Origin of the sequence: Sporosarcina sp. FSL K6-1540, assembly GCF_038620285.1 — a bacterium.
Classification (GTDB): Bacteria; Bacillota; Bacilli; order Bacillales_A; family Planococcaceae; genus Sporosarcina; species Sporosarcina psychrophila.
The window spans coordinates 2,621,083-2,647,648 of the sequence record NZ_CP152018.1; the positions used below are offsets into that span (position 1 = coordinate 2,621,083).

Below are 26,566 nucleotides of genomic sequence, written 5' to 3' on the forward strand. Positions count from 1 at the left end.
AATTAAAGGATGGTTGTCATGATTGAATTAACAGGATCGTCACTAAATCTGGCTCAAATGAACGACATCATATATAAAAAAATCGGGGTTTCATTGAACGATGAAGCCTTGGAACGTGTTAATAAAAGCCGGGCTGCGGTCGAGAAAATTGTTAGTGAAGACCGGACCGTATACGGGATTAATACGGGGTTTGGTAAGTTCAGCGACGTTAAAATCGATGAAAAGGATACGAAAGCATTGCAATTACACTTGATCCGATCGCATTCATGCGGCGTTGGAGAAGCGTTTCCTGAAAACGTTTCGCGTGCGATGGTGGTACTACGTCTGAATGCGCTTTTAAAAGGTTTCTCCGGAATCCGTGCAGAAGTGCTAGAACGGTTTGCTTATATGGTGAATAATCGCATTCACCCGGTCATTCCACAGCAAGGTTCACTTGGTGCATCAGGTGATCTGGCGCCATTGTCTCATCTCGCGCTTGTTTTACTTGGCGAAGGATTTGTCTGGCAAGACGGCTTGCACGTTCCAGCTGCAACTATTTGGAATGAGCATGGCATGTCGCCAATTGTGCTCGAAGCGAAAGAGGGGCTAGCGCTCATTAACGGGACGCAAGCAATGACTGCGCAAGGCGTTGTCAATTATTTGGAGGCAGAATCACTTGCGTATGCTAGCGAGTGGGTTGCTGCAATGACAATGGAAGCGCTCTATGGAATTACGGACGCATTTCATCCGGCGATTCACGAAGCGCGCGGTTATCCGGAACAAGTGGATGTGGCGGCGAGGATGCTGGATTGGTTGAAAGGGAGTCGTCTGACAACCATTCAAGGCGAAAAACGTGTCCAAGACGCTTATTCAATTCGTTGTATTCCACAAGTGCACGGCGCGAGCTGGCAAGTACTTGGTTATGTAAAAGAGAAGCTAGAGATTGAGATGAATGCCGCGACGGATAATCCACTTATTTTCGATGATGGCGATACGGTTGTATCTGGCGGTAACTTCCATGGTCAACCGATTGCGTTTGCGATGGACTTCTTGAAGCTGGGCGTAGCAGAACTTGCAAGTATTTCCGAACGTCGTATTGAACGGCTCGTTAATCCACAATTGAATGAAGGATTGCCGCCGTTCCTGAGTCCAGAACCTGGGTTACAATCGGGTGCAATGATTTTACAATATTCAGCAGCCAGCCTTGTTTCTGAGAATAAAACACTTGCACACCCAGCGTCCGTTGACTCGATTCCATCGTCTGGCAACCAGGAAGATCATGTATCAATGGGAACAATCGGTGCCAGGCATGCACATGCCATCATAAAAAATGCGAGAAATGTACTCGCAATTGAAGCGCTTTGCGCACTGACAGGCTGTTCCATTAGAGGGGCAGAACAAATGGCACCAAAAACCCGTGTCAAGTTCGCTCAATTGCTGGAAATCGTGCGACCAATTGAAGAAGATCGTATTTTTACGCCGGATATTGAAAAGCTTGCTCAATTTCTAGTCTGATAACTAGCAAAAAACCGAAGCGGATTTTAGGAGGCTTCGGTTTTTTGTATTGTCTCTCTTTGAGAACTTTGAACTTTTTACTCGTTATCATCATGTTCATTGGTCAGGCAATTCCGCTTCTTCCACCAGCTAAAGCGGTTGCGGAGCGTTCGAGTTGAACGATATGCGCATCAGAATTGGCTTTGCCCGTCATAATATCAGCGAGAATTTTTGAACCAAGCATACTGTAAACAGTTCCATTACCTCCATAGCCAAGTAGATAATAATGATTTCTTTTTGATGGATGCTCTCCGATGAATGGTAAGTTGTCCAGAGATTCTCCAAATGTTGCACAATAAGCGTAGTCAATTTCAATCGGAAGTTCGGGGAAAAGTTCTTGCAGCTGTTTTTTTAAGATTGCACCGTGCTTCATAATCGATTCATTTGAAAGAGGGGCTTGGGGTTTGTCCTCGTCGAGCCCGCCTACAATGATTCGGTTGTCCTCCGTTGTCCGCATATAGAGATACGGACGCTTTGATTCCCAAATGAGCGCATTTTTATGCCAAATCGGAGAATCGTCAATTGGCTCAGTGACAATGACGTACGAACGGTTAATGTCGGCACCAATTCGTTTTCCTACAGGAAGGGTCTCGTATCCAGTTGTAAAAAGAACATTATCCGCATAAAATTCCCCGGCAGATGTGGAAATGTGCAACAGTCCATTTTCGTCGTTTATGTCCGTCACTTCTGTAAATTCGAAGAGATGGACGCCCATTGATTCGACCAATTGTAATAGTCCGTTGACGAATTTGTAAGGGTTCACTTCAGCATCACCGTATGTCACGATTGCTCCCGGTTTCGAAAACGGCACATGCTTGCAGATTTCTACCTCGTCCCAAAAATCGCAAGGAAATCCATAATGCGTTAATGTATCATATTCTTTCCTAATGCGTTTTAAATCATTTTCGTCACTTGCATAATAAATGCTTGGCCGACTGATGAAATCAGGGTTAAGCGGCAGTCGTTCAGCTGTCTTTTTTAGGTTTTCCATTGCTTCCAAGCATAACTGATAAAAACGTACAGCATCCTTTTCTCCAATTTGTTCGATTAATTCATGGAGCATGATGTCATTTGAATATTGAAGCAATCCCGTATTTGCCATTGTGCTGCCAGTAGCCATCTGCCGATTGTCTAGCACTGCGATCGAATGACCTTTGTCAGCCAATGCAAGTGCCGAAAGAGCTCCCGACATCCCTCCACCTACAATAATGACATCATAATGTGACGCGATTTCTACTTTTTATCGTTCGGGGGGAATTGGCATCGTTCCTGGCCAATACAATGAACCTTCGTGAATATGCATACTTACAACCTCCTCTATGAAATCTATTATTCTTTACCCCAAAACTACTGATTGAAAGCATGTTATCATTGATGAAGTTCTACTAATAAAGTTTGGCAGATGGAGGAAGAAGATTAAATGACTATAGAAGAAAAACCACATATTTTAATAATCGACGGAATGGCACTCTTATTCCGCTCCTTTTTTGCAACTTCGGCGATGGGGCATTATTTCCCGAATGACGCTGGAATTCCGACGAATGCAGTGCAGGGGTTTGCCCGTCATACTATGACAGCGACCTCGATATTCAAACCTACACATATGGCGGTTTGTTGGGATATGGGCGCGCAAACGTTCCGCAATGACTTATTTGAAGGATATAAAGCAAACCGGCCTGCACCGGCGCCGGAGCTCGTACCGCAGTTTGATATGGCAAGAAGTGTTTCTGAATTAATTGGTTGGAAAAACTACGGAGTGCCAGGCATGGAAGCAGACGATCTGATTGGTTCATTCGTTCAGGCTTGGGAGGGGAAAGCGGAGATTACAATCGTGACTGGCGATAAAGATATGTTGCAGTTGCTTAGACCGGGTGTCCGTATTGCATTTACGAAAAAAGGTTTTAATGTTTACGATATTTACACAGAGGAACGTTTCATTGAAGAGTATGGAATTACCCCTATCCAGTTTATTGACACAAAAGCATTCACTGGGGATACAAGTGACGGCTATCCTGGAGTGAGAGGCATCGGACCAAAAACTGCACTTAAACTCATTAAAGAATATGGATCGGTGGAAGGCGTGATTCAATCATTGCATGAGTTGACGCCGGCAATACGCAAGAAAATCGAGGAAGAGATGGACATGCTCTTATTATCCAAAAAACTTGCAGAAATCCATTGTGAATTAAAAATGGATGATTCAATCGAAACCCTGAAAATACCTGTTTATGATGGAGTTGTAAGGGAACTGATAGATAGAGAAGGTTATTCCATGATTGTTAGACAAGCGGATTCGCTATTTCTATAAATATACGAGGGGGACGCATGTGGAAAATGGTCTTGTTCTTCATAGTTTCAGGAGGGATTCCCCATAGAAGTACTGCTTCTTCCGGCGTCATATAATTATTTATGTTAAACATCCTCTCATCCTCTATTTCATTTAGATTGAACGTATTCGAAGCCCACTTTACTGACGGAGAATAACCAGTCTTTCGACTAATGACATTCGGACGGTTGGTGTTTTCAGCTGGATTATTATCGATTTCAATTCTGTAGCAAATGATGAGGTATGAGTTCAGTACTTGCCATCAACGAAAAACACTAAAGCTGCTTGTAGCACTAAATAAAATAGCCATCTATACGATTATAATAATCGTATAGATGGCTATTTGTCATGCGTACCGTGATATGCTTTATTTTTTTTTACTTGGGACGTGGCAATCTGTTGGCAGGGTCTTTTGCGTCTTTCTTCGATTGAGAGGAAAGCAATTTTTTCGACCAATCACGAAGGGCTTAATTGCTCGTTCACTTCGATTATTATGCGGCCATCCTGTTAAAAGCACACTAATCCGTGCCAAAAGAGAAGTAACTAAAGGATTACTTTAGTTTAAGAAATGGAGCTAAATACTTCCGTGAATTGGTGTTATGTCTACACATTGAATACGGAATACATATGAATAATCATTCGAATTAAGAAAGCACAAAATAAGAAAATTAGTAGCATAAACCAGCGAGATAAATGAAAAAACTCCCCACAACTAGTAGTAGGGAGTTTACAATTTCATTCAAATTTACTTTAGAGGGATTCCCACAAGGGCTATAGTCTCTAAATCATTTATTGAATCAATTGAGATTTCCCCATTATATCTATTCACAACTTCCTTCACTATAAATAAACCTTGCCCTCTTATCTTTCCTTGTTCTGCATTTTTTGTTGAATATCCTTGTTTAAAAATATGTTCATTGTCACTAATTTTAGGTCCAGTATTCGTTATCTTAAATAGATACTGCGTAACATCCGTTTGACAGCTAATTGTTATTTTACGTTCAGCTACAGGTAATGCAACTGTTGCATCAATTGCATTATCAATTAAATTCGACAGTATTATGATTAAATCTGTTGTTTTTATTTTATCGAATGCATCATGAGAAACCGTAAAATTCATATCAATATGATAATTTTGTGCAGCCAGTTTCTTTGTTTGCAGTAAGATTGATAGACCAGGATGATCTATATTTAATTTTAGACTTTCTAGCGCCAGAACTTCTTTTGACAAAGATGATATGTATTGCTGAGCTTGCTTAGATTCCCCTAGTTGAAGTAGTCCGTGTAAAACCTGAATATGATTGGTGAAATCATGTCTTAAAGAAGATATGGAAGTGATTAACGTTTTAAGTTCAGCTTGGTATGTATCTTCTGTATAGCCGACTTCCTTTGCCACTTCTTGTTGATACCATCTTTGCAAAAATAAAAAAGATCCGATTACGACCAAAATAAAGGCACCATTAAAGACGAAGAGAAGGATATTATTTTTCAGTACTGTCCCTTTAATATAATCAAGTGTATCAACACTAATATCGATACCTAAGTATCCCATGACAATTCCTGCTTCATCCTTTATAGGCACTCCAACAGAAAGAAAAGTGCCATAAACGGCATCCTCAATTACATCTGTAATATAGGTATTTCCTTCAAAGGCTATTTTGACCTGCTTTTCGGGCACTGTACCAACCGATCCAATGCTATAGCTCTCTTCTAATTCCTTGGGTAATCCGCCTATCATTGAGTTCGATACTATTGGATTATCGATTTTCAGTGTATACACAAATAATGCACCCAGTTTTTCTCTTGCATCAACTAGGTAGTTTGTTAATTCCCAATAATAGTCGTTTTTCGCAGGATTATTCAAAAATTTCTGATACGTTTCTTTGTCTATCGCAGACGCAATGGATTCTGCTGCTGCAAGACTTTGATTGGCGATTGACTCTTCAACTGTCTTTTTTATCTTCACATAAGAGGTGAAGACATTTAAACTTGTAAACAACAATAACAAGATAGCAGATAATACTAAAATAAGTTTAATTTTACTATTTTTCATAAAAATTAGTACTTCCTCATCTGTTTTAATTGAAAAGCATAGATTATCCGAATCTACTATAAAATATTCTTTTGCCAATGAAATTAAAAATTCGCTTTTCACAAATAGCATTACTATCATATTTTCTTGAAGACATTACTTGTTTAACCTACTGTAATAGAATCACGAAATCTAATAAGGTCAGTCGCTTCTCATTAGGTTCGATGTTTGTTGAAGGTACTATGATATCGCGATTTAGTTCTTCACTTTCATAAGTGTAGTCATTTGTGGCAGTAATAATGACTTTATATAAACCACTCGTGACATTTGAAACAATGATGTAAAAGTCGTTTTGATTTTCATTATTTGTTGGACTCACTTCAAAAGCTGCTGATAAATGTTCAATGATAGTTTTTTAGGTGAATTGACTTGTCCCTCGACTAATGCGGAATAATTCACTATTAAAATAGAAACGATTAATAGAATTGTTACTATAATTACCACCTTTTTTCATCATAACCATCATCACTATAAGATTATTATAGCAATTTTTGGGGTATTTACCTAATCGTACTATACAAATTGATGTTTTTCTTATTGAGTAACAAAGCTAAATACTGCCGAGAACGGGTGTTATGTCTACTAGGGGGGATGCAGCATTCGAACTGGAATTAGAGCACTTTCAAATCTAACACAATACTTCATATTTATATTTACAATTTCTTTAGATGCGTTAAACCTATTAACTATTTAAGGTCGTCAATGAATCAATATATTTCTGAATTTAACAATTAAATACATGATAAATAGTGCATTATGTGAAATAATGTCAGGATAGTGTTGTAGTAACACATGATCAGTGGTTAACTAATTTAAAAAAGGTGGGAACTATATATGTTAAACAAATGAATACGACGTATACGCTTTACAAGGGCTTTTGTGAGGCCAATGAAAAAGACCTAGTAATTAGAATGAATTAGGATTCCCACTAATGCCGCTTCGCCGCTTTGTGGATGCCTCCCGCAACCATAAAACGCTCGTACAGCTAGGATCAAAAGTTTGGCCACGCTGAAGCAGACTTTAGCGTATATAGAAAAATGAAAAAATCCTTACCCGAGTCGGAAACTGATTTGGGTAGGGATTTTTGGATTTACTATTCAGTAGGCTCAATCTTTATAAAAGATAAAATTGACCTATTCATCTTATATGAAATATGCCGGACCTGGCTATCCCGGTTTCTTCCCCCGTTGTCATGAATAAAGAGAAAAATATCGTCAGCTGTCTCTTCATAGCCTATGACAGGTACCCAATGATAGTCGAATCCATACTTGCCGCGCCAACGAAATGTAAACCATTTATCAAATTTTGCAGCGACGGGCCGGCCGTTGTCGAGTTGTCTTTTCACTTCATCAATAGTGCACCCCGCAACTGTCCATTCTACTCCAAGCACTTTGCGCATATTTCGGATGAAGCGGTATTTGAATAGACCAATTTTTGTGCTACCTAGGAGACGATATAATTCATTTGTTGTGTAAGGGCACCCCTGTGGAAAAAGATGTTGAGTCATTACAAATGCTGTTACCGGTCCGCATGCTGATGATCGAATCGATTGTTCAACATCCTCATCAAATTGGGATTTTCCTTTGACGTTCAATATAGTTTTCATTCATCTACCTCCAGAAAAAAAGAGCTCTACCTAGCGTGAAATCACTGAAAAAGTTCTAATACTTAGAACTAATTAGAATTCCTGCCAATACCGCTTCGCCGCTTTGTGGATGCCTCCCGCGATAAGCCAGAAAGAAGACCGCTGGGAGGGATTGAACTGCATCCCTCCTTAGTCTTATCGCTCCGGCTACCACGAAGACGCGCCTTCGCAGGATTAACTATGTGCGAAAGCGCATTTCGTTATCTGTGATAAAATCTGCAGCCTTGGAGTGCATCTTTCTTGACTATAAGTAGTATCAACTAGAAATCACATTAAAGTCTCGGTATATACATCTCAAAATCATATTTCTCTCGATAATGAATACCCTAGCGCAGGCGCGGCAAAGGGGTCGCCGAAGCTGTAAGCCTGGATGCGAAGCGCTAATCCAGGCTTAGGGCGAGAGGCATCCCCAAAGCGCCAAGCGATCTACAATCCAAAAACCGAATAACATCTCTCTCATTAATTGAGCGCCACGGCAGATTCAATAGGATTCTGTAATTCAACATATATAGTTAGTAGATTATCACCGTAGCTCTCACGGTGATAACACGAAAGTTTGTACGTTGAAATACTTATTGCAATACAGTATAGTCTTCCAGGTAGCAAGTGAAGGTATTCAAATTTGGTAGAAAAAAACTCACTTCATTAAAACAATTGAAGTGAGTTTTCTGTTTCGTTAAGTAGTACTGCTAATGAAGTTCTGAAGTTTACATAGGTTTCAATTTCCAAGTGGATGCCGGCGGATACGATTTCTCTGACAATCCTCGGATTAAAACCGACAAAAATTGGACGTACCCCCATCAGTTTCAACGTGTTATTCAGTTGATTGATTTCAAGAGTAAGTATATTAAAATCATATTCCTCAACGTCTTTGTGGCCTACCCCGGTGAAATCGAATACTGCACACACCGTACTTCTATGAATTCCAACATAATCGAGGACGCGGGTGCGGATCAAATTAAAACGATCTTGGCCGGTGTGACCCGAAATCGGGACGAGAATCGTATTTTCGACGATTGAAGGAATGATTGGTGCTGATGTTTCTAGTATAATCTTTTCATAGGAAGCAATTTTAGCTTTAAGCAGTTGGATTTCATTCTCGTAGTCCACTAATACACACCCCGTTATCATTTTTTATAGTATACTTCATCTAGATAAAAGGTGCACCGAAAATGAAAAAACGGATAGACATAAGTCCATCCGTTTAGGTAAAGCTTCTATACAGTTACGCTTTTACGCCTTCAAGGAAATCCGTCACTTGTGATGGCGATTTTGCATTTGCACTATGCAGATGCGCTTGCTTTTCACCGTTCTGGAAAATCAGTAAACTAGGAATTCCCATGACGTCATACTTATCAGCGATTTCCGGCAGCACGTCACGGTCGACATCATACCATGTGTATTCATCATATTTCTCGACGATTGGATCAATAAACATATCCATACGTCTGCAGTCAGGGCACCATCCTGCCTGGAATTTTACAAGTGCTTTAGAATCGCCGGCAATAATTTCATTAAACTGTTCAACTGTTGTAATTGGTTTCATAATATATATTGACCTCCTTTATATGGACAGTGTACAACGTAATCACTTTAGTCGGGTAATGATATGTTTCAGATAGGAAGTTGAAAAAATTTAGATTTAAATATTGCGAAAACTAGCAATATGTTCTACACTGAGAGATATAGAAACGGTTTCTATTTTTTTTGCCCATTAAATGAATGAGTGTTCATTCAAACGAAAAAAGGGAGGCTTCGCAAGTGACTTATCAAATTAAAAAAGCGGCAGTTTTAGGTTCAGGCGTTATGGGTTCGGGTATTGCAGCTCATCTCGCTAATATAGGAATTCCAGTTTTACTTTTGGATATCGTTCCTGGAAAGTTAACTGAAGAGGAAGCTACAAAAGGGCTTACGCTTGAAGATGGCATTGTACGAAATAAAATTGCAGCAGGTGCTTTGCAGAAACTAGTGAAACAAAAACCTGCACCCCTAACGAAGAAAAGTAATCTGTCCCTTATAGAAGCAGGGAATTTCGAAGATGATCTGGATAAATTAAAAGATGTTGACTGGATTATTGAAGTGATTGTTGAAAATCTTGATGTTAAAAAAGGTTTGTATGAAAAAATAGATGCAGTTCGTAAACCGGGTACAATCATCACTTCAAATACATCGGGTATTAGTATTGAAGCGATGGCGGATGGCCGTACGGAAGATTTCCAAAAACATTTCATGGGCACACATTTTTTCAATCCACCGCGTTACTTGAAATTACTTGAAATTATTCCAGCGAGCACAACGGCTCCGGAAGTTATAGAGTTTATGACCCGTTTTGGTGAAGATACGCTTGGTAAAGGGGTTGTCATTGCAAAAGATACGCCGAACTTCATCGCAAATAGAATCGGTACATATGGCCTTCTTATCACGTTGCGCGAGATGGAGAAACGCGGCTATTCAATTGGAGAAGTTGACTCGGTCACTGGCACCTTGATTGGCCGTCCGACATCGGCAACATTCCGTACGCTTGACGTTGTTGGACTAGATACGTTCATGCACGTGGCGAAAAACGTTTATGACAAGACGGAAGGCGAAGAGCAAAAAGTGTTTGAATTGCCGCCATTCATGAAGAAAATGATTGATAATGGCTGGATTGGTGCCAAGGCAAAACAAGGATTTTATCTAAAAAAAGGTAAAGAGATTCTTGAACTAGATACAGAGACATTTGAATACAGTCCAGCTAAAAAGTTGAAAACACCTTCTATTGAAATGGCTAAACAACAAAAAGGACTTGCTAATAGAGTGAAAACGCTCGTCTATGCGGATGATCGCACTGGTGAAATCTTGTGGAGTATCCTATCACCAACATTGCTTTATTCTGCAGAACTAAACGGTGAAATTGCAGATGATATCGTTGCAATCGACAATGCCATGAAATGGGGATTTGGATGGCAGCAAGGACCATTTGAAATCTGGGATGCAATCGGCGTAGCAAAATCTGTTGAGAAGATGAAAGATGAAGGCGGGAAAGTTCCAGGATTCGTTCAAAGTTTGCTCGACAAAGGCTATGAAACTTTCTATAAAGAAGAAGACAGTGAACTTTACTTCTTCGATGGAGAAGATTACAAGCTTGTTCCTGTTAATGAAAAAGTAATCGACTTGAAGCGCTATAAGCAAAAACATGGCGTTATCAAAAAGAATTCAGGCGCTAGTTTAATCGACCTTGGCGATGGTGTGGCACTTCTTGAATTCCATTCACAATCGAATTCAATTGGTCCTGACATCATTCAAATGATCAACTTCGCCGTTGATGAAGTTGAGAAAAACTTCAAAGGGCTTGTCATTGGAAATCAAGGCAAAAACTTCTGTGTGGGTGCAAACCTAGGAATGATTCTTATGGAAGCGCAGGATGACAATATCTTTGAACTTGATTTCACTGTTCGCTCATTCCAAAACGCCATGATGAAAATCAAGTATTCCTCAAAACCTGTTGTTGCAGCGCCATTTGCAATGACGCTTGGGGGAGGGACTGAGGTTTGTCTACCGGCAGCTCATATTCAAGCTTCAATGGAAACGTATATGGGACTTGTTGAAGTCGGCGTTGGTTTGATACCGGGTGGTGGCGGAAACGTAGGACTTTATACGAAACATTTAAAAGGATTGCCAAAGGGCGTTCACATTGACTATCAATTTGTTGCCAATAAAGTTTTCGAATCAATCGCGACTGCAAAAGTGTCTACTTCGGGAGACGAAGCACGTGAAAATAACTTCCTCGATTTCGCAGATGGTATTAGTGTCAATGCAGATCACTTAATCTATGATGCGAAACAGGCAGCTATTGCATTGTTTGACATGGGTTATAAAGCGCCTAAACGTGAGAAATTCCCTGTTACAGGTGATTCGGGTTATGCAACGATGCTTCTCGGGGCAGAAGGCATGTTCCTATCTGGCTTTATCAGCGAGCATGATCTGAAAATCGCGAAGAAGCTGGCGTTTGTTTTATCCGGCGGAAAAGTACCATACGGAACACTTGTTGACGAACAATATATGTTGGACCTTGAACGTGAAGCGTTCCTTAGCCTTGTGGCGGAACCAAAATCACAACAGCGTATGCAACACATGCTCGTAAAAGGTAAACCGTTACGTAACTGATTTAAAGTGCATAGCAAAGAGGAGGAAATTCAATGCGTGAAGCAGTACTAGTAGCCGGTGCACGGACACCGGTGGGAAAAGCGGGTAGAGGTTCTCTTGTAACCGTACGCCCGGATGACTTAGGGGCACTTGTAATTAAAGAAACGTTGAAACGTGCTGGGGGCTATGATGGCCCAATTGATGACTTAATTATTGGTTGTGCGATGCCTGAAGCTGAACAAGGGATGAACGTTGCGCGAAATATTGGTGCACTTGCAGGTCTTCCTGATACGACGCCTGCAATTACGGTAAACCGATTCTGTTCATCAGGTCTTCAATCAATTGCTTATGCAGCTGAACGCATCATGCTCGGTCACTCGCAAGCGATACTTGCAGGCGGCGTCGAGTCAATGAGTATGGTACCGATGATGGGGAATACAATCCGACCGAATGCTCACTTAGCAGAAACGGCTCCACAATATTATATGGGAATGGGTCACACTGCTGAGCAAGTTGCAGTAAAATACGGTATCACGCGTGAAGAACAGGATGAATTTGCTGTACTGTCTCACAAAAAAGCAGGTGCAGCGATTGCAGCTGGAAAATTCGATGATGAAATCGTGCCAGTCGAAGTCGTGAAGCGTTCAGTAGATGATAACGGAAAATATAGCGAGAAGAATTTCACATTTAAAATGGACGAAGGAGTCCGTCACGGAACAAGCGTAGAGGGATTAGCGAAATTGCGTCCGGCATTCTCCGTAACAGGTACTGTTACTGCAGGTAACTCGTCACAAACATCAGACGGAGCAGGCGCAGTACTTGTGATGGACCGCGAAGTGGCAGAAGCGCAAGGCTTGAAGCCAATCGCGAAATTCCTGTCATTTGCTGTAGGCGGCGTGCCACCTGAAGTGATGGGAATCGGCCCAATTGTAGCCATTCCAAAAGCACTTAAAATTGCAGGGCTTTCTATTGAGGATATCGATGTATGGGAGTTAAACGAAGCGTTCGCGTCTCAGTCACTTCAAGTTATCCGTCATCTAGGCCTTGATATAGATAAGGTGAATTTCAACGGCGGAGCAATCTCCCTCGGGCATCCACTCGGAGCAACAGGATCTATCTTAACAATTCGTATGATGAGTGAATTAAAACGTCAAGGTAAACAGTTCGGAGTCGTTACAATGTGTATCGGCGGCGGAATGGGCGCAGCCGGCGTGTTTGAGCTTTTGTAAACACTATATATTCGGCACCACTTATTTAGAATTAACTAGGTGATATACCTCACCAGTATAACGAACAATTCTAGCGAAGGAGCGACAAGTGTGAGCCGAAGCAATCAGACCGACAATGCTCTTCTGGCGGGCTTATTGCGTGAGGCCATCACCAAGCGACAAAGCGGTGTAGGAAGAACATTCTATTTATTAAGTGCTGACTATCTAGTAAACAAACCAGTGAATTTTATATTAATAGTGGACATATAAACCCTTAAGATTAAAAGGAGGAAACAACATTGACTGAATTAAAAACAAACGAACTGATTAAAGGTGGAGCTTTTCTAACGGAAGACATTGAAGCAAACCGTGTATTTACGCCTGAAGATTTTACTGATGAACAGAAAATGATTGCGAAAACAGCAGAAGACTACGTGAAAAATGAAGTTCAACCTGTTGTCGAAAATCTTGAAAACCATGAATTCGAGCACTCTGTAAGACTACTGAAAACTGCGGGGGATCTTGGACTTCTAGGAGCGGATGTACCAGAAGAATATGGTGGTCTTGGACTCGACAAAATTGCGTCTGCACTTATCTCTGAAAAGATGTCCGTAGCAGGCGGATTCTCGATTACTCATGGCGCACACGTTGGTATCGGAACCCTACCAATCGTACTTTTCGGAAATGAAGAACAAAAGAAAAAGTACTTGCCAAACTCTGTATCAGGTGACAAAATCTCTGCATATGCACTAACTGAGCCAGGCTCTGGTTCTGATGCATTGGGTGCGAAAACAAATGCGAAATTGAATGCTGCTGGAACACACTACATCTTAAATGGTGAAAAACAGTGGATTACGAACGCAGGATTTGCAGATATTTTTGTTGTTTACGCGAAAATCGATGGCGATAAGTTCTCTGCTTTTATTGTTGAAAAAGAATTCCCAGGTGTATCTGTCGGAGCCGAAGAGAAAAAGATGGGTATCAAATCTTCATCTACTCGTACGCTAATCTTACAAGACGCAGTAGTACCAGTTGAAAATTTGCTAGGTGAAATCGGTCGCGGACATATTATTGCATTTAATATCTTGAATATCGGTCGCTACAAATTAGGAGTCGGCACAATGGGCGGATCTAAACGTGCGCTTGAGCTTGCAATTACTTATACAAATCAACGTCAACAGTTCAAAACACCAATTTCTTCATTCAACTTGACGAAACAAAAACTATCAACAATGGCATCTAAACTGTATGCGGCTGAAAGCTTGATTTACCGTACAGTTGGTTACTTTGAAGAGCGTCAAAGCCAGTTGAGTCTTGAAGAGCAAAAAGATGGTAAAGCAATTGCGGCAGCAATCGCAGAATACGCAATCGAATGTTCTATCAATAAAGTCGTGGGATCTGAGGTATTGGATTACATCGTTGACGAAGCAGTTCAGCTTCACGGCGGATACGGCTTCATGCAAGAATATGAAGTAGAGCGCATTTATCGTGATTCACGCATCAATCGTATTTTTGAAGGGACGAATGAAATCAACCGTCTGCTAGTACCAGGTACATTCCTGAAAAAAGCAATGAAGGGCGAATTGCCATTGCTTCAACAGGCGCAAGCACTTCAAGAAGAACTTCTTATGATGATGCCTGAAGAAATCGGTGACGAAGCACTTGCACAAGAAAAAGCACTTGTGAAAAATGCTAAGAAAATCGGTTTGCTTGCTGCTGGTCTTGCTGCCCAACGTTTTGGCACGAAGCTTGAAGCAGAGCAAGAGGTACTTGTAAATATTGCAGATATCGCTAATAATGTTTTTGCGATGGAGTCTGCACTTCTACGTACAGAAAAAGCAATTGCACGCAGCGGAGAAGAAAAAGCGCAACAGAAAATCCTTTACACACAAATCTTCTGCCAAGAAGCATTTGAAGAGATTGAAAGAGATGCAAAAGAAACACTTCTTGCGGCTGTCGATGGTGATAATCAACGCATGATGATTTCAGCGCTGCGTAAATTGACTCGCTCGAATCCGTATAATATCATCGCTAAAAAACGCGAAGCTTCAGTTAAGCTAATCGAAGCGGAGAAGTATATCGTATAACACGTCTGTAGATTAAAATTACCTTGATCACACACTGGGCGTTACGTGTAGTTGTTTTTGTATCGCTTTGAATTGAACAATTTCAATACCATTATCGAGATGTATTGATAAGTAGGGATGCGACTCTGTCGCATCCCTACTTATTCTTTCGGTAATCGCATGGTTTTTGTTCATTTGCCGCTCTCGAAAGACATTGATACAAGAAGTGCCGAAGCTTTTTTGGACGAAAGAATGGCTAGCTTCTCACCTAAAGATAAGCGGTCAAAGATATAATTTTGACCGCTCAATCCTTCTCTATAGTATCTCCATATTTATTTTAAGGAAGTGTCAATTTCCTATAAGGCATCACATAATCTTTGCAAAAGTAAGCAAAGAACGAAATGTACAACGTACGAGAGTGCCCGAAATTGCATCTTCGGGCACTTACAATCTCTATAGAAAGTCATCTTTTCTATTCTTTCAAAGCACCTGCCCCACGGTAATAATATCGTAATTAATTCGCCGAAAGCGGGCCGAAAATAGTAAAGGGTTATAGCGGTTTTCAAGCCCTGCTCGCTATCGTATTATGCAAGTCAATAATTAATCGACAGACTTGATTGTTTAATGAAGTAAAATTGCCGATCTCACTTTGACGTCCAGGTACCAATAGGCGCCCAGGTGTTTTTTCTGTTATAATGGCGAAAATGGAGGCGTTGCGGTATGGGATTAGTTTATTACGGTTATCCAAAGTGCGGGACATGCAGGAAAGCAAAAAAATGGCTTGAGACGAACAACTTGGACTTTCAGGAAGTGAACATAGCGGAAGCTCCTCCTTCAGTAGAAGAACTTGGCAAAATGATTGCGACATCGGATTTGGAGTTGAAAAAGTTTTTCAACGTTAGTGGGACGAAATATAGAGAGCTAAACTTGAAAGACAAATTGCTCACAATGACAGATGAAGAGAAAATTAGCTTGCTGTCATCTGACGGTATGTTGATTAAGAGACCAATTGTCTTCGGTGATGGTAAGGTGACTGTCGGATTCAAGGAAGAAGAGTTCGACAAAGTATGGACTAACTGATTTCCTATCTTGTCTTTATTCGAGAAATATGACAGAATTGAAGAGAATGAAACTATTTATTTGGAGGGATACGGAATGAGCACACCAAAAGATCTGCGTTATTCTGAAGAGCATGAATGGGTAAAAGACGAAGGTGGTAACTACCGCATCGGTATTACTCACTTTGCACAATCTGAACTAGGCGATATCGTATTCGTTGAACTTCCATCTGTCGGAGATGACATCAAAGCGGACGAGCCTTTCGGAAGCGTTGAATCTGTTAAGACAGTATCAGAACTTTATGCACCAATCAGCGGAAAAGTAATTGAAGTGAATGAAGGACTTGAAGACAGCCCTGAATTTGTCAATGAATCACCGTATGAAAATGCATGGATGATCGTTGTTGAACCTTCAAATGTTTCTGAACTGGATGAACTTATGTCAGCTGAAGCGTATGAAAAAATGACTGTCGGAGAATAACTAAGACAAGGCGCCGGTACTTTTTCGGCGTTTTTTGCATCTTTATATAAAAAAGAGCGAAGGAGGGGCCTCTTGTGTCGGATGAAAGAGTAATTATCGTCGAGGGCGGTTCGGATAAGAAACGTTTGGCACGAATACTTGTTGAGCCTGTCGAAATTATTTGTACGAACGGCACAGTAAGTCCTTATCGGCTTGAAGAATTGCTTGCACCTTACGAAGAACATGAACTATTTGTCTTCGTTGATGCGGATGAAGATGGAGAAAAGACCCGTGTTTTATTCAAAAGAGAGTTCCCGGCAGCAATCCATTTGTACACAGAAAAGGTTTATCGGGAAGTGGAGACGACCCCATACAAAGTGTTGGCTACAATACTACAAGGTGCGGATTTTAAAATCAGACCGGAATTTCTAATTTAAAGGATGTAGAATTAATGGAAACTTGGACACGCGAACAATGGGAGATGGCTTTGAAAGAGTCTTCAGTGGCAGCGTTTTATTTATATACACCAATGTGTGGAACTTGTGCAGTCGCATCTAAAATGATGGAAGTTATTACCGTCATGAGACCGGGAATACCAATCGGGAAAGCAGATTTGAATTACGTACAAAATATTGCAATTGACTATGAAATCGAAAGCGTTCCTTGCCTTCTTATACAAAAGGATGGCGTTTTAACCCATAAAATTTATGCATTTCAATCAGTACCGTATCTACTTGAAGAAATAGATTGACAATAGATATGGAACTTTGATATACTTCGTCTTAACATTCAATTGAATAGGTCACTCTTATTAAGAGAGGTGGAGGGATAGTGCCCTGCGAAGCCCGGCAACCGTCACGTAAGTGAAATGGTGCCAAGTCACACAAAGCATACGCTTTGAAAGATGAGAGATTGGACAACGTTTATTTTCGATAACGTCAAGCCTTTCTGCCCGTCTGCAGGAAGGCTTTTTTGTATTGAAAAGCGGAAGGCGCCGCTCAGCCCCGACAGGCACAAGGGGGGCGGTACCTAAGCCACCACAGCGAACTGCCTTGTGACCCGAGGGGGTGGCGCCTGAAGCTAGACAAAATTAGTAACAAAACAATTTTTCTGAGGTGAAAAAAATGATTTATTTAACGGATATAAATAAACGATACGGTGAAGGGCCAGGTAGTATTTCAGCAGTCGAAAATGTATCGCTTGAAATTACTGACGGTGAGATTTTTGGAGTCATCGGCTATAGTGGGGCAGGAAAAAGTACGTTGATTCGACTACTGAACGGTCTTGAAATGCCAACGTCAGGTAGCGTTAAAATAGGAAGTCTAGAAATATCAGCAATTAAAGGGAAAGAGCTAAGGGAAGCACGAAAAAAAGTGAGTATGATTTTCCAACACTTTAACTTACTGTGGTCTAGAACAGTGAAGGAGAATATCGCTTTCCCTCTTGAAATCGCGGGTGTACGAAAAGCCGAGCGTGATAAGAAAGTGGCGGAACTGATTGAATTAGTTGGTTTGGCTGGTCGTGAAAATGCATATCCATCCGAATTGTCTGGAGGTCAGAAACAGCGCGTAGGGATTGCTCGTGCGCTTGCAAACGACCCTGAAGTCCTTCTTTGTGACGAAGCGACTTCAGCCCTTGATCCAGAAACAACGGATTCAATACTAGACCTTCTAACAGGAATTAATGAACGACTCGGACTGACAATTGTGCTTATCACACATGAAATGCACGTTATCCGGAAAATTTGCCACAGAGTTGCAGTTATGGAGGCAGGGAAAGTTGTTGAGTTGGGAGATGTCCTGGATGTGTTCCAATCACCGAAGGAACCGATCACAAAGCGGTTTGTCTCTCAAGTGACGGAACCCGTGGAGGCGAAGCAGGCAATGGCGCATATTAAGGAAGAATTTCCTGCCGGCACGCTTATCAAGCTTGTATTTGTAGGGGAGCGGACAGAACAACCTGTGCTCGCAAGTCTTATTCGGAAATTCACTGTCGATGTGAATATCGTGCAGGGAAACATATCCCATACACATGGCGGGGCATACGGCACACTGATACTTCAGCTGCTTGGAGATTCCTCAATCATTGAGGAAGCAATTCAATACCTCAATGAAAATGATGTTCAGACGGAGGTGATCGGTAATGATTGAAAACCTTTTTCCGAATGTCGACTGGACTAAAATGTGGGAAGCAACAGTGGAAACACTCTATATGACTGCGGTTTCTACATTGTTCACTTTAGTTATTGGGTTAGGACTTGGAATTTTACTCTTCCTATCTAGTCCCGGTCAACTTTGGTCGAATAAGTTGGTCAATATTATATCAGGAGCATTCGTCAATATTTTTAGATCCATTCCGTTTATCATATTAATCATTTTACTTATTCCGTTTACGAAATTTCTTCTTGGTACAATCCGCGGACCGGATGCAGCGATGCCGGCACTTATTATTGGGGCGGCTCCGTTTTATGCAAGAATGGTGTTGATTGCATTACAGGAAATTGATAAAGGTGTAATTGAAGCTTCGAAGTCAATGGGAGCGAAAACGAGAACGATTATTTTTAAAGTTCTTATACCGGAATCGATGCCTGCACTTATTTCAGGAATTACTGTAACAGCGATTGCACTCGTCGGGTACACTGCTATGGCTGGGATTATCGGAGCAGGTGGACTTGGGACTCTTGCATACTTAGATGGATTCCAGCGTAGCCGGGAAGACGTTACACTTGCTGCAACAATCCTTATTTTAATTATCGTTTTCATCATTCAATTCATCGGGGATTTTGCGGTGAGGAAATTCGACAAGAGATAATAGTTAGTACAGTAATATCAGGCCTAGCCTGTAAATTATATAAAAACATAGAAAAAGGGGAGAAAAAATCATGAAAAAGCTTTTAGGGGGAATAGTATTAGCAGTACTTGTATTGGCATTGGTAGCTTGCGGAGCGAAAAATGACAGCGATGATAAAAGTACAAGTGGGGAAGACAAAGCTGACAAAGAAACTGTTGAAGAAACGGAAATTGTCATTGGTGCATCTAACACACCGCACGCAATCATTTTAGAAAAGGCAGCACCGATATTGAAAGAAAAAGGAATCGAACTTGTCATTGAAACATACCAAGACTATATTTTGCCAAATAAAGATCTTGAATCAGGCGAATTGGATGCGAACTTCTTCCAGCACATTCCTTATTTAGATCAACAAGTAATTGACCACGGTTATAAGTTTGCGAATGCAGGAGCTATCCATATCGAACCGATGGCTGTTTACTCGACGAAATATAAATCAATTGATGAACTTCCAGACGGTGCAGTTATTATTTTTAGTAACTCAGTAGCTGAACATGGCCGTGTCCTTTCTTTGTTAGAGTCAGCTGGGTTAATCAAATTGGCTGACGGAGTAGATAAAGTAACAGCTGAAGTGAAAGACATTGTTGACAACCCTAAAAATCTGGAATTTGATGCGAATTACGAACCATCACTTTTACCACAATTGTATAAAAATGATGAAGGCGATGCAGTAGTTATCAACGCAAACTATGCAATCGATGCAGGTTTGAATCCACTTGACGATTCTATCGCGATTGAAGAGACAGAGTCGCCATATGCAAACATCATCACAGTAAGAGAAGGCGATGAAAATACTGAAGCAATTAAGACTTTGGTTGACGTGTTGAAATCGAAAGAAATCCAAGACTTCATTCTCGAAGAGTGGGGCGGCGACGTCATTCCTGTGAAGTGATTTGATGATGAAAGTGGACAACTATCTTTACCCATCACCTAGATTGTCATCTTAGAAAAAAGGGAGATTATGAAATGAAGAAATTTCTAACAGGTGTTTTATTAGCAGTACTGATACTCGCGCTTGCAGCTTGCGGAACAAAAAACACTAGCGGCAGCAATAATGTAGGCGAAAAAGAAACAACTAAGATTGTTGTCGGAGCTTCCAATACACCGCATTCGATCATTCTAGAACAAGCAAAACCATTGTTGAAGGAAAAAGGTTATGACCTTCAAATCGAAACATATCAAGACTATGTGTTGCCGAATAAAGATCTTGAATCCAGCGAACTCGATGCAAACTACTTTCAGCATATTCCTTATCTCGAATTACAAATTGAAGATGCGGGATATGACTTTGTAAATGCAGGCGGCATTCATATTGAGCCAATCGGCGTTTATTCGAAAAAGTATAAATCACTTGATGAACTTCCAGATGGTGCGACGATTTTAATGAGTAGCTCTATTTCTGATCACGGACGAGTGCTTGCGATGCTTGAATCAAAAGGGCTTATCAAACTTGACGAAAGTATAGATAAAACAGCTGCTGAACTGAAAGATATCGTTGAAAACCCTAAAAACATCAAATTTGACGCAAACTATGAGCCGGGATTAATGCCGCAGCTTTACTCAAATGATGAAGGCGATGCATTGCTGATCAACTCGAACTTTGCAATCGATGCGGGTTTAAATCCGATTAAAGATTCTATTGCTATCGAAGACGCGGATTCACCTTATGTAAATATCATCGCTGTAAGAAAAGGTGATGAAGATAAAGATTCGATCAAAGCTTTGATTGAAGTATTGAAGTCAAAAGAAATTCAAGACTTTATTTTAAAAGAATGGGATGGCACAGTCGTTCCGGTAAAATAAGTATGAAGAAAACTCCGCCGAAGATTTTGAACTCGGTGGAGTTTTCTTTTTTCCAATAGATGTTAATCACAAATAGATGTTCCAATAGCAAAAATATTATGGTATTGTTGTCTCTTAAATACATATATTTATCATAGGGGGATATGGTTTTGAAGTTCAAAATTGGTCTAATATGGCGTATCGTTATTGCCATTGGATTAGCAATTGTACTCGGTGTACTTCTACCGAAGATACCGACAATCGGAGCAGCCTTTACGGACTGGTTTGTCAGTCTTGCCGCAACATTTAATATGATTTTTGGAGGTTTCCTGAACTTTATAGTGCCTCTAATCATTATTGCGTTCATCACGCCCGGAATCGCTAAGCTTGGCAAGGGATCTGGTAAGCTCCTTGGACTGGCAACAGCATTTGCATATATATCTACAATTGTAGCTGGTATTATAGCATATTTTTCGGCAACAGCATTATTGCCAGGATTTATCGGAAGTCTTGGAGACGGCAAGGTAGAAAAAGCAGGTCGAGCTGCCGCGGAATCCTTTTTTGAACTTGAAATGACACCGATTATGGGTGTTATGTCAGCGCTCCTTCTCGCATTCGTACTAGGTATAGGTATGGCATCCATTGGTAGTAAGGCAATGCTCTCTGTATTCGAGGAATTGAATGTTCTAATAGAAAAGGTGATTGCATTCGTTATCATTCCGCTGTTACCATTCCACATTTTCGGGATTTTTCTAAATATGACATATACCGGTGAAGTTGCGAAGGTTCTTTCCGTGTTTGCGCTGGTATTCGTTATGATTATCGTTCTTCATTTCATCATGCTAACGATTCAATATACGATTGCTGGTTCTCTTTCAAAACGCAATCCGTTTTTCTTGATGAAAACGATGGCACCTGCCTATTTCACTGCACTAGGGACACAATCGTCTGCAGCGACTATCCCGGTTACGTTAAGTCAAGCACGTAAAACAGGTGCGTCGGACAAGGTGACTGATTTCACGATTCCACTTTTCGCGACAATTCACCTATCGGGAAGTACAATCACACTTGTATCATGTTCAATCGGTGTCATGCTTATGAATGGAATGCCAGTTGAATTCAGTGATTATCTTCCATTCATCTTCATGCTAGGTGTTGCAATGATTGCAGCTCCTGGAGTCCCAGGAGGTGCAGTAGTAGCGGCAACTGGACTACTCGTTTCGATGCTAGGTTTTGATCAGACGATGGTTGCACTTATGATTGCACTTTATATGGCACAAGACAGCTTCGGAACAGCAACGAACGTCACAGGTGATGGCGCACTCGCTATTATCGTTGACAGATTCACGGATAGTGACGATACTAAAACAAATTTAGAGCCAGATCAATACTAATAATTCGAGTTTGAACCGGTACATTACGTGCCGGTTTTTTGAATTGTGTGGTTTCTCATTAAAACTGGATAATTGAAAATGAGCGAAGTCTAGAAGAATGTATGCATACAAGTCTTGAATTAAGGGCATTCCTTTCAAATGAAACGATTCTCAATGATTTGCAAGGCAATGCTTATTACGTTAAGATTAGAATGATACTAAATTGAGAATGGATATCCGTTCATCTTTAATATATTGGAGGTATTGGAATGGCTACTTTAGAAATTAAAGACCTTCACGTTGAAATTGAAGGCAAGGAAATATTGAAAGGCGTCGATTTGACGATTAATACAAATGAGATCCATGCAATCATGGGTCCAAATGGTACAGGTAAATCTACACTCGCGCAAGCGATTATGGGGCATCCCAAATATGTTGTGACATCTGGCACAATCAAACTTGATGGTGAAGATGTACTTGAAATGGCAGTGGACGAGCGCGCTAGAGCGGGTATCTTCCTTGGCATGCAATATCCAAGCGAAATTACAGGCGTAACAAACGCTGACTTCCTTCGTTCTGCAATCAATGCTAAACGTGAAGAAGGCGACGAAATTTCATTGATGAAATTCATCCGTGAACTCGACAGCAAAATGGAATTCCTTGAAATGGACGAAGACATGGCTACACGTTACTTAAACGAAGGTTTCTCAGGTGGAGAAAAGAAACGTAACGAAATTCTTCAGCTTACAATGTTGAAGCCTAAATTTGCAGTGCTTGATGAAATTGACTCCGGTCTTGATATCGATGCATTGAAAGTTGTTTCAAAAGGCATCAACGAAATGCGTGGCGAAGATTTTGGTTGCCTAATCATCACTCATTACCAACGTCTTCTTGACTATATTACACCAGACAAAGTTCACGTTATGATGCAAGGTAAAGTTGTTAAATCCGGTGGAGCTGAATTAGCACATAAACTTGAAGAACAAGGATATGACTGGATTAAAGAAGAACTTGGCATCGAAGACGAAACTGTCGGGCAGGAAGTTTAAGAAAGGAGGACGATTCAAAATGACGGTTGAAACAAAGTTGGCATTAACCGAACAGGACGTCCGTTCCTATTCCGCTAAGATGAATGAAGCAGATTGGATGGCGGATTTCCGCGCAGACGCATTAGTGAGAGCGGAACAGCTTCCAATGCCAAGACCAGATAAAACGAAAATTGACAAATGGAACTTTACGGAATTCCCTGCCCATACGGTAGAGAGTACTGTGTATGCTTCCTTGGACGAGCTTTCTGAAGAAGCGCGTGCACTTGTTGATAAAGAGCAACAGAACAGTATTTATGTACAGCACAACAACACACCAGCTTACTTGTTTTTATCTGAAGAGTTGAAAGCTAAAGGTGTCATCATGACAGATATTTTCACAGCATCACGTGAACATAGTGATCTTATGAAAAAATATTTCATGACAGACGGTGTGAAGGTAGACGAGCATAAACTGACTGCACTTCATGCAGCACTTATAAACGGTGGCGTTTTCGTATATGTTCCGAAAAATGTTGTTGTAGAAGAGCCAATTCAAGTGTTGTTTTTACATGATGATGAACAAGCTTCACTCTTTAACCACGTTCTTATTGTGGCAGAAGCGAATAGTTCAGTGACGTATGTCGAGAACTATTTATCGACTGTAGAAGAAGCAAAAGGATTAGCTAATATCGTATCTGAAGTATTCACAGGTGATAATGCACAAATTACTTACGGTGCGGTTGATGTACTTGCGAAAGGATTTACAACTTATGTGAATCGTCGTGGAGTTACAGGACGCGATAGCCGAATTGATTGGGCACTTGGACTGATGAATGACAGTGATACGATTTCTGAAAATATCACGCATCTTGTTGGTAACGGATCTCATTGCGACATGAAGACAGTTGTTGTTGGACGCGGTAAACAGCGCCAAAACTTCACAACTGAAATCGTTCACTGGGGAACGGATACAGAAGGATTCATCTTGAAACACGGTGTTGTTAAAGAAGAATCTACATGTATCTTTAACGGTATCGGAAGAATCGCAAAAGGTGCAACAAGAGCGAACGCTGTCCAAGAGTCACGCGTCCTTATGTTAAGTGAAAGGGCACGCGGAGACGCAAATCCAATCCTTCTTATCGACGAAGATGATGTAACAGCAGGACACGCGGCATCTGTTGGTCGTGTTGATCCACTGCAACTATTTTACTTGATGAGCCGTGGGATTACTCAACATGAAGCAGAACGCCTTGTCATTCATGGTTTCCTTGCGCCTGTAGTCAGCAAATTGCCGATTGAAGGCGTTAAGAAACAATTGACGGAGGTTATCGAAAGGAAAGTGCGCTAATGCTCAGTACAGACATCCGCAAACATTTCCCTATATTGGACCAAGAGATAAACGGGCATCCGCTCGTTTATCTAGATAGTGCTGCGACTTCTCAAAAGCCGCGCCAAGTAATAGAAGCAATAAGCAATTATTATAGCTTTGATAATTCAAACGTCCACCGTGGTGTGCATACGCTTGGTAATCGTGCGACGGAAGGGTATGAAGGAGCGCGCGAGAAAGTGCGCAACTTCATCAATGCGAAGTCGACTGAAGAAATCATATTCATGCGCGGTACGACAACGGCTTTAAATACAGTTGCACAAAGTTATGGACGGGCGAATGTCGGTGAAGGTGATGAAATCGTCATCACATACATGGAGCATCATTCAAACATTATTCCATGGCAACAGCTGGCAAAAGAAAAAGGGGCAGTGTTGAAGTACGTCGACCTTGAGGAAGACGGCACACTATCACTTGAAAAAGTCCGAGAAGTTGTTACAGACCGGACCAAAATCGTGTCCATCATGTACGTATCGAACGTACTTGGTACGATGAATCCAGTTAAAGAAATTGCAGAAATTGCACATGCACATGGAGCTGTTATGGTTGTCGATGGTGCGCAAGCTGCTCCGCATCTGAAAATCGATGTACAGAAACTAGATTGTGACTTTTTCGCTTTTTCGGGACATAAGATGTGCGGTCCTACCGGTATCGGTGTTCTGTACGGTAAAAAAGATTTACTTAACAAAATGGAGCCGGTCGAGTTCGGCGGCGAAATGATTGATTTCGTTGGTTTGTATGAATCGACATGGAAAGAGCTTCCTTGGAAGTTTGAAGGCGGTACGCCGATAATTGCAGGTGCAATTGGTTTAGGCGCAGCAATCGACTTTCTTGAAGAAATCGGGCTAGATAACATTGAACGGCATGAACACGAACTTGCTAAATATGCAATGGAACGGATGTCGGAAATCGATGGACTTAAGATTTACGGTCCACTCGATCCTGAGAAACGTGCCGGACTTGTTACTTTTAATCTGAACGATGTCCATCCACATGACGTTGCAACCGTGCTCGATATGCATGGTATTGCCGTCAGAGCAGGTCACCACTGTGCTCAGCCGCTTATGAAATGGCTCAATGTATCATCCACGGCACGCGCAAGCTTCTATATTTATAATACGGAAGCTGACGTTGACCGCCTCGTGGACGGACTCCGTATCGCAAAGGAGTATTTCGCAGATGTCTACTAACAAATTAGATCAGTTATATCGTTCGGTCATCATGGACCATTATAAAAACCCTAGAAATAAAGGCGTCATCGAAGAAAGTAGCATAACTGTCGATATGAATAATCCGACATGTGGCGATGTGATCCATCTGACTTTACAAATAGATGATGGCATTGTTCAAAATGCAAAATTCGAAGGCGATGGCTGTTCAATTTCAATGGCATCTGCGTCGATGATGACGCAGATTGTTAAAGGTAAAAAAGTAGATGAAGCATTAAAAGCGGCCTCTATCTTTTCGGACATGATGCTGGGCAAAGATGTTGACGACTCCATCGACCTAGGTGATATTGAAGCACTTGCGGGAGTATCGAAATTTCCTGCCCGTATTAAATGTGCAACATTGGCATGGAAGGCGATGGAAAAGGGAGTCGGAAATGACTCCGAACAGTAACTAAAAGGACGGA

The 26,566-nt window shown here is 41.1% G+C and carries 23 protein-coding genes and 1 riboswitch; of the genes, 18 read left to right on the forward strand and 5 right to left on the reverse strand.

The features are described from left to right. Positions 1 to 18 precede the first annotated feature (18 nt). Entirely contained in the window at positions 19 to 1,494 is a 1,476-nt protein-coding gene (gene hutH / locus MKY15_RS12340; protein WP_342537670.1) for a histidine ammonia-lyase, read from the forward strand. A gap of 103 nt (positions 1,495 to 1,597) precedes the next feature. On the opposite strand, the gene MKY15_RS12345 is transcribed toward hutH, so the two are convergent. Continuing rightward, positions 1,598 to 2,725, reverse strand: coding sequence for an FAD-dependent oxidoreductase (locus tag MKY15_RS12345; protein WP_342537671.1), 1,128 nt, complete (start codon positions 2,723 to 2,725; stop codon positions 1,598 to 1,600). A 228-nt stretch (positions 2,726 to 2,953) separates the two neighbouring features. On the opposite strand from MKY15_RS12345, the gene MKY15_RS12350 reads away from it, so the two are divergent. Further along, on the forward strand, positions 2,954 to 3,841 hold the full coding sequence (locus MKY15_RS12350) for a 5'-3' exonuclease (protein ID WP_342537672.1): 888 nt from the start codon (positions 2,954 to 2,956) through the stop codon (positions 3,839 to 3,841). A gap of 763 nt (positions 3,842 to 4,604) precedes the next feature. On the opposite strand, the gene MKY15_RS12355 is transcribed toward MKY15_RS12350, so the two are convergent. The 4 genes from MKY15_RS12355 to MKY15_RS12370 all read right to left on the reverse strand — a co-directional run bounded on the left by MKY15_RS12355 (position 4,605) and on the right by MKY15_RS12370 (position 9,142). Continuing rightward, positions 4,605 to 6,014 (reverse strand): GHKL domain-containing protein, encoded by a 1,410-nt coding sequence (locus MKY15_RS12355; protein WP_231885772.1) that lies wholly within the window; start codon positions 6,012 to 6,014, stop codon positions 4,605 to 4,607. Positions 6,015 to 7,044: 1,030 nt separating this feature from the next. After that, positions 7,045 to 7,557, reverse strand: a complete 513-nt coding sequence (locus MKY15_RS12360) for a C39 family peptidase (protein WP_067206291.1) — start codon at positions 7,555 to 7,557, stop codon at positions 7,045 to 7,047. Between the two features lie 684 nt (positions 7,558 to 8,241). Then, positions 8,242 to 8,706, reverse strand: a complete 465-nt coding sequence (locus MKY15_RS12365) for a histidine kinase (protein WP_067206293.1) — start codon at positions 8,704 to 8,706, stop codon at positions 8,242 to 8,244. Between the two features lie 115 nt (positions 8,707 to 8,821). Continuing rightward, positions 8,822 to 9,142 (reverse strand): thioredoxin family protein, encoded by a 321-nt coding sequence (locus MKY15_RS12370; RefSeq protein ID WP_067206296.1) that lies wholly within the window; start codon positions 9,140 to 9,142, stop codon positions 8,822 to 8,824. Between the two features lie 215 nt (positions 9,143 to 9,357). On the opposite strand from MKY15_RS12370, the gene MKY15_RS12375 reads away from it, so the two are divergent. From MKY15_RS12375 to sufU, 16 genes are all read left to right on the forward strand, one after another. Then, entirely contained in the window at positions 9,358 to 11,742 is a 2,385-nt protein-coding gene (locus MKY15_RS12375) for a 3-hydroxyacyl-CoA dehydrogenase/enoyl-CoA hydratase family protein (RefSeq protein WP_342537673.1), read from the forward strand. Between the two features lie 32 nt (positions 11,743 to 11,774). Next, complete coding sequence (locus MKY15_RS12380; RefSeq protein ID WP_340741584.1) at positions 11,775 to 12,950, forward strand: acetyl-CoA C-acetyltransferase; 1,176 nt, start codon at positions 11,775 to 11,777, stop codon at positions 12,948 to 12,950. A 278-nt stretch (positions 12,951 to 13,228) separates the two neighbouring features. Then, positions 13,229 to 15,016 (forward strand): acyl-CoA dehydrogenase family protein, encoded by a 1,788-nt coding sequence (locus MKY15_RS12385; RefSeq protein WP_187046785.1) that lies wholly within the window; start codon positions 13,229 to 13,231, stop codon positions 15,014 to 15,016. 699 nt (positions 15,017 to 15,715) lie between these two features. Next, positions 15,716 to 16,075, forward strand: coding sequence for an arsenate reductase family protein (locus MKY15_RS12390; protein ID WP_342537675.1), 360 nt, complete (start codon positions 15,716 to 15,718; stop codon positions 16,073 to 16,075). 75 nt (positions 16,076 to 16,150) lie between these two features. Then, on the forward strand, positions 16,151 to 16,534 hold the full coding sequence (gene gcvH, locus MKY15_RS12395) for a glycine cleavage system protein GcvH (RefSeq protein ID WP_067206310.1): 384 nt from the start codon (positions 16,151 to 16,153) through the stop codon (positions 16,532 to 16,534). Between the two features lie 74 nt (positions 16,535 to 16,608). Then, positions 16,609 to 16,950, forward strand: a complete 342-nt coding sequence (locus MKY15_RS12400; RefSeq protein ID WP_067206312.1) for a toprim domain-containing protein — start codon at positions 16,609 to 16,611, stop codon at positions 16,948 to 16,950. 14 nt (positions 16,951 to 16,964) lie between these two features. Further along, positions 16,965 to 17,264, forward strand: a complete 300-nt coding sequence (locus MKY15_RS12405; RefSeq protein WP_067206314.1) for a thioredoxin family protein — start codon at positions 16,965 to 16,967, stop codon at positions 17,262 to 17,264. Positions 17,265 to 17,318: 54 nt separating this feature from the next. Further along, positions 17,319 to 17,424: riboswitch (SAM riboswitch) on the forward strand. Between the two features lie 213 nt (positions 17,425 to 17,637). Beyond that, complete coding sequence (locus MKY15_RS12410; RefSeq protein ID WP_342537677.1) at positions 17,638 to 18,663, forward strand: methionine ABC transporter ATP-binding protein; 1,026 nt, start codon at positions 17,638 to 17,640, stop codon at positions 18,661 to 18,663. After that, positions 18,656 to 19,324, forward strand: a complete 669-nt coding sequence (locus MKY15_RS12415) for a methionine ABC transporter permease (protein ID WP_067206320.1) — start codon at positions 18,656 to 18,658, stop codon at positions 19,322 to 19,324. The genes MKY15_RS12410 and MKY15_RS12415 overlap by 8 nt, the downstream gene beginning before the upstream one ends. Before the next feature lie 70 nt (positions 19,325 to 19,394). Then, on the forward strand, positions 19,395 to 20,255 hold the full coding sequence (locus MKY15_RS12420) for a MetQ/NlpA family ABC transporter substrate-binding protein (protein WP_340765938.1): 861 nt from the start codon (positions 19,395 to 19,397) through the stop codon (positions 20,253 to 20,255). 74 nt (positions 20,256 to 20,329) lie between these two features. Further along, the gene (locus MKY15_RS12425) at positions 20,330 to 21,166 is read left to right on the forward strand and encodes a MetQ/NlpA family ABC transporter substrate-binding protein (RefSeq protein WP_067206326.1); all 837 of its coding nucleotides are present in this window, start codon (positions 20,330 to 20,332) and stop codon (positions 21,164 to 21,166) included. 143 nt (positions 21,167 to 21,309) lie between these two features. Then, complete coding sequence (locus tag MKY15_RS12430) at positions 21,310 to 22,539, forward strand: dicarboxylate/amino acid:cation symporter (RefSeq protein WP_342537678.1); 1,230 nt, start codon at positions 21,310 to 21,312, stop codon at positions 22,537 to 22,539. Positions 22,540 to 22,781: 242 nt separating this feature from the next. Beyond that, a complete protein-coding gene (sufC, locus tag MKY15_RS12435) occupies positions 22,782 to 23,567 on the forward strand; it encodes a Fe-S cluster assembly ATPase SufC (RefSeq protein ID WP_304627128.1) in 786 nt (261 codons plus the stop codon). Positions 23,568 to 23,586: 19 nt separating this feature from the next. Continuing rightward, positions 23,587 to 24,894: a Fe-S cluster assembly protein SufD gene (gene sufD / locus MKY15_RS12440; RefSeq protein ID WP_067206333.1), complete on the forward strand. Its 1,308-nt coding sequence runs from the start codon at positions 23,587 to 23,589 to the stop codon at positions 24,892 to 24,894. Beyond that, a complete protein-coding gene (locus MKY15_RS12445) occupies positions 24,894 to 26,123 on the forward strand; it encodes a cysteine desulfurase (RefSeq protein ID WP_067206336.1) in 1,230 nt (409 codons plus the stop codon). Before sufD ends, MKY15_RS12445 begins: the two co-directional genes overlap by 1 nt. Beyond that, the gene (gene sufU, locus MKY15_RS12450) at positions 26,113 to 26,553 is read left to right on the forward strand and encodes a Fe-S cluster assembly sulfur transfer protein SufU (protein WP_067206339.1); all 441 of its coding nucleotides are present in this window, start codon (positions 26,113 to 26,115) and stop codon (positions 26,551 to 26,553) included. The genes MKY15_RS12445 and sufU overlap by 11 nt, the downstream gene beginning before the upstream one ends. Positions 26,554 to 26,566: the final 13 nt, after the last annotated feature.

Excerpts from the sequence above, each read along its gene's own strand:
- MKY15_RS12445 (WP_067206336.1), top strand. The coding sequence starts at position 24,894 with ATGCTCAGTACAGACATCCGCAAACATTTCCCTATATTGGACCAAGAG.
- MKY15_RS12430 (WP_342537678.1), top strand. The coding sequence starts at position 21,310 with ATGGTTTTGAAGTTCAAAATTGGTCTAATATGGCGTATCGTTATTGCC.
- hutH (WP_342537670.1), top strand. The coding sequence starts at position 19 with ATGATTGAATTAACAGGATCGTCACTAAATCTGGCTCAAATGAACGAC.
- MKY15_RS12345 (WP_342537671.1), bottom strand. The coding sequence starts at position 2,725 with ATGTCGGGAGCTCTTTCGGCACTTGCATTGGCTGACAAAGGTCATTCG.
- MKY15_RS12420 (WP_340765938.1), top strand. The coding sequence starts at position 19,395 with ATGAAAAAGCTTTTAGGGGGAATAGTATTAGCAGTACTTGTATTGGCA.
- MKY15_RS12370 (WP_067206296.1), bottom strand. The coding sequence starts at position 9,142 with ATGAAACCAATTACAACAGTTGAACAGTTTAATGAAATTATTGCCGGC.
- MKY15_RS12410 (WP_342537677.1), top strand. The coding sequence starts at position 17,638 with ATGATTTATTTAACGGATATAAATAAACGATACGGTGAAGGGCCAGGT.
- sufD (WP_067206333.1), top strand. The coding sequence starts at position 23,587 with ATGACGGTTGAAACAAAGTTGGCATTAACCGAACAGGACGTCCGTTCC.
- MKY15_RS12350 (WP_342537672.1), top strand. The coding sequence starts at position 2,954 with ATGACTATAGAAGAAAAACCACATATTTTAATAATCGACGGAATGGCA.
- gcvH (WP_067206310.1), top strand. The coding sequence starts at position 16,151 with ATGAGCACACCAAAAGATCTGCGTTATTCTGAAGAGCATGAATGGGTA.
- MKY15_RS12405 (WP_067206314.1), top strand. The coding sequence starts at position 16,965 with ATGGAAACTTGGACACGCGAACAATGGGAGATGGCTTTGAAAGAGTCT.
- MKY15_RS12415 (WP_067206320.1), top strand. The coding sequence starts at position 18,656 with ATGATTGAAAACCTTTTTCCGAATGTCGACTGGACTAAAATGTGGGAA.
- MKY15_RS12425 (WP_067206326.1), top strand. The coding sequence starts at position 20,330 with ATGAAGAAATTTCTAACAGGTGTTTTATTAGCAGTACTGATACTCGCG.
- sufU (WP_067206339.1), top strand. The coding sequence starts at position 26,113 with ATGTCTACTAACAAATTAGATCAGTTATATCGTTCGGTCATCATGGAC.
- MKY15_RS12380 (WP_340741584.1), top strand. The coding sequence starts at position 11,775 with ATGCGTGAAGCAGTACTAGTAGCCGGTGCACGGACACCGGTGGGAAAA.
- MKY15_RS12360 (WP_067206291.1), bottom strand. The coding sequence starts at position 7,557 with ATGAAAACTATATTGAACGTCAAAGGAAAATCCCAATTTGATGAGGAT.
- MKY15_RS12390 (WP_342537675.1), top strand. The coding sequence starts at position 15,716 with ATGGGATTAGTTTATTACGGTTATCCAAAGTGCGGGACATGCAGGAAA.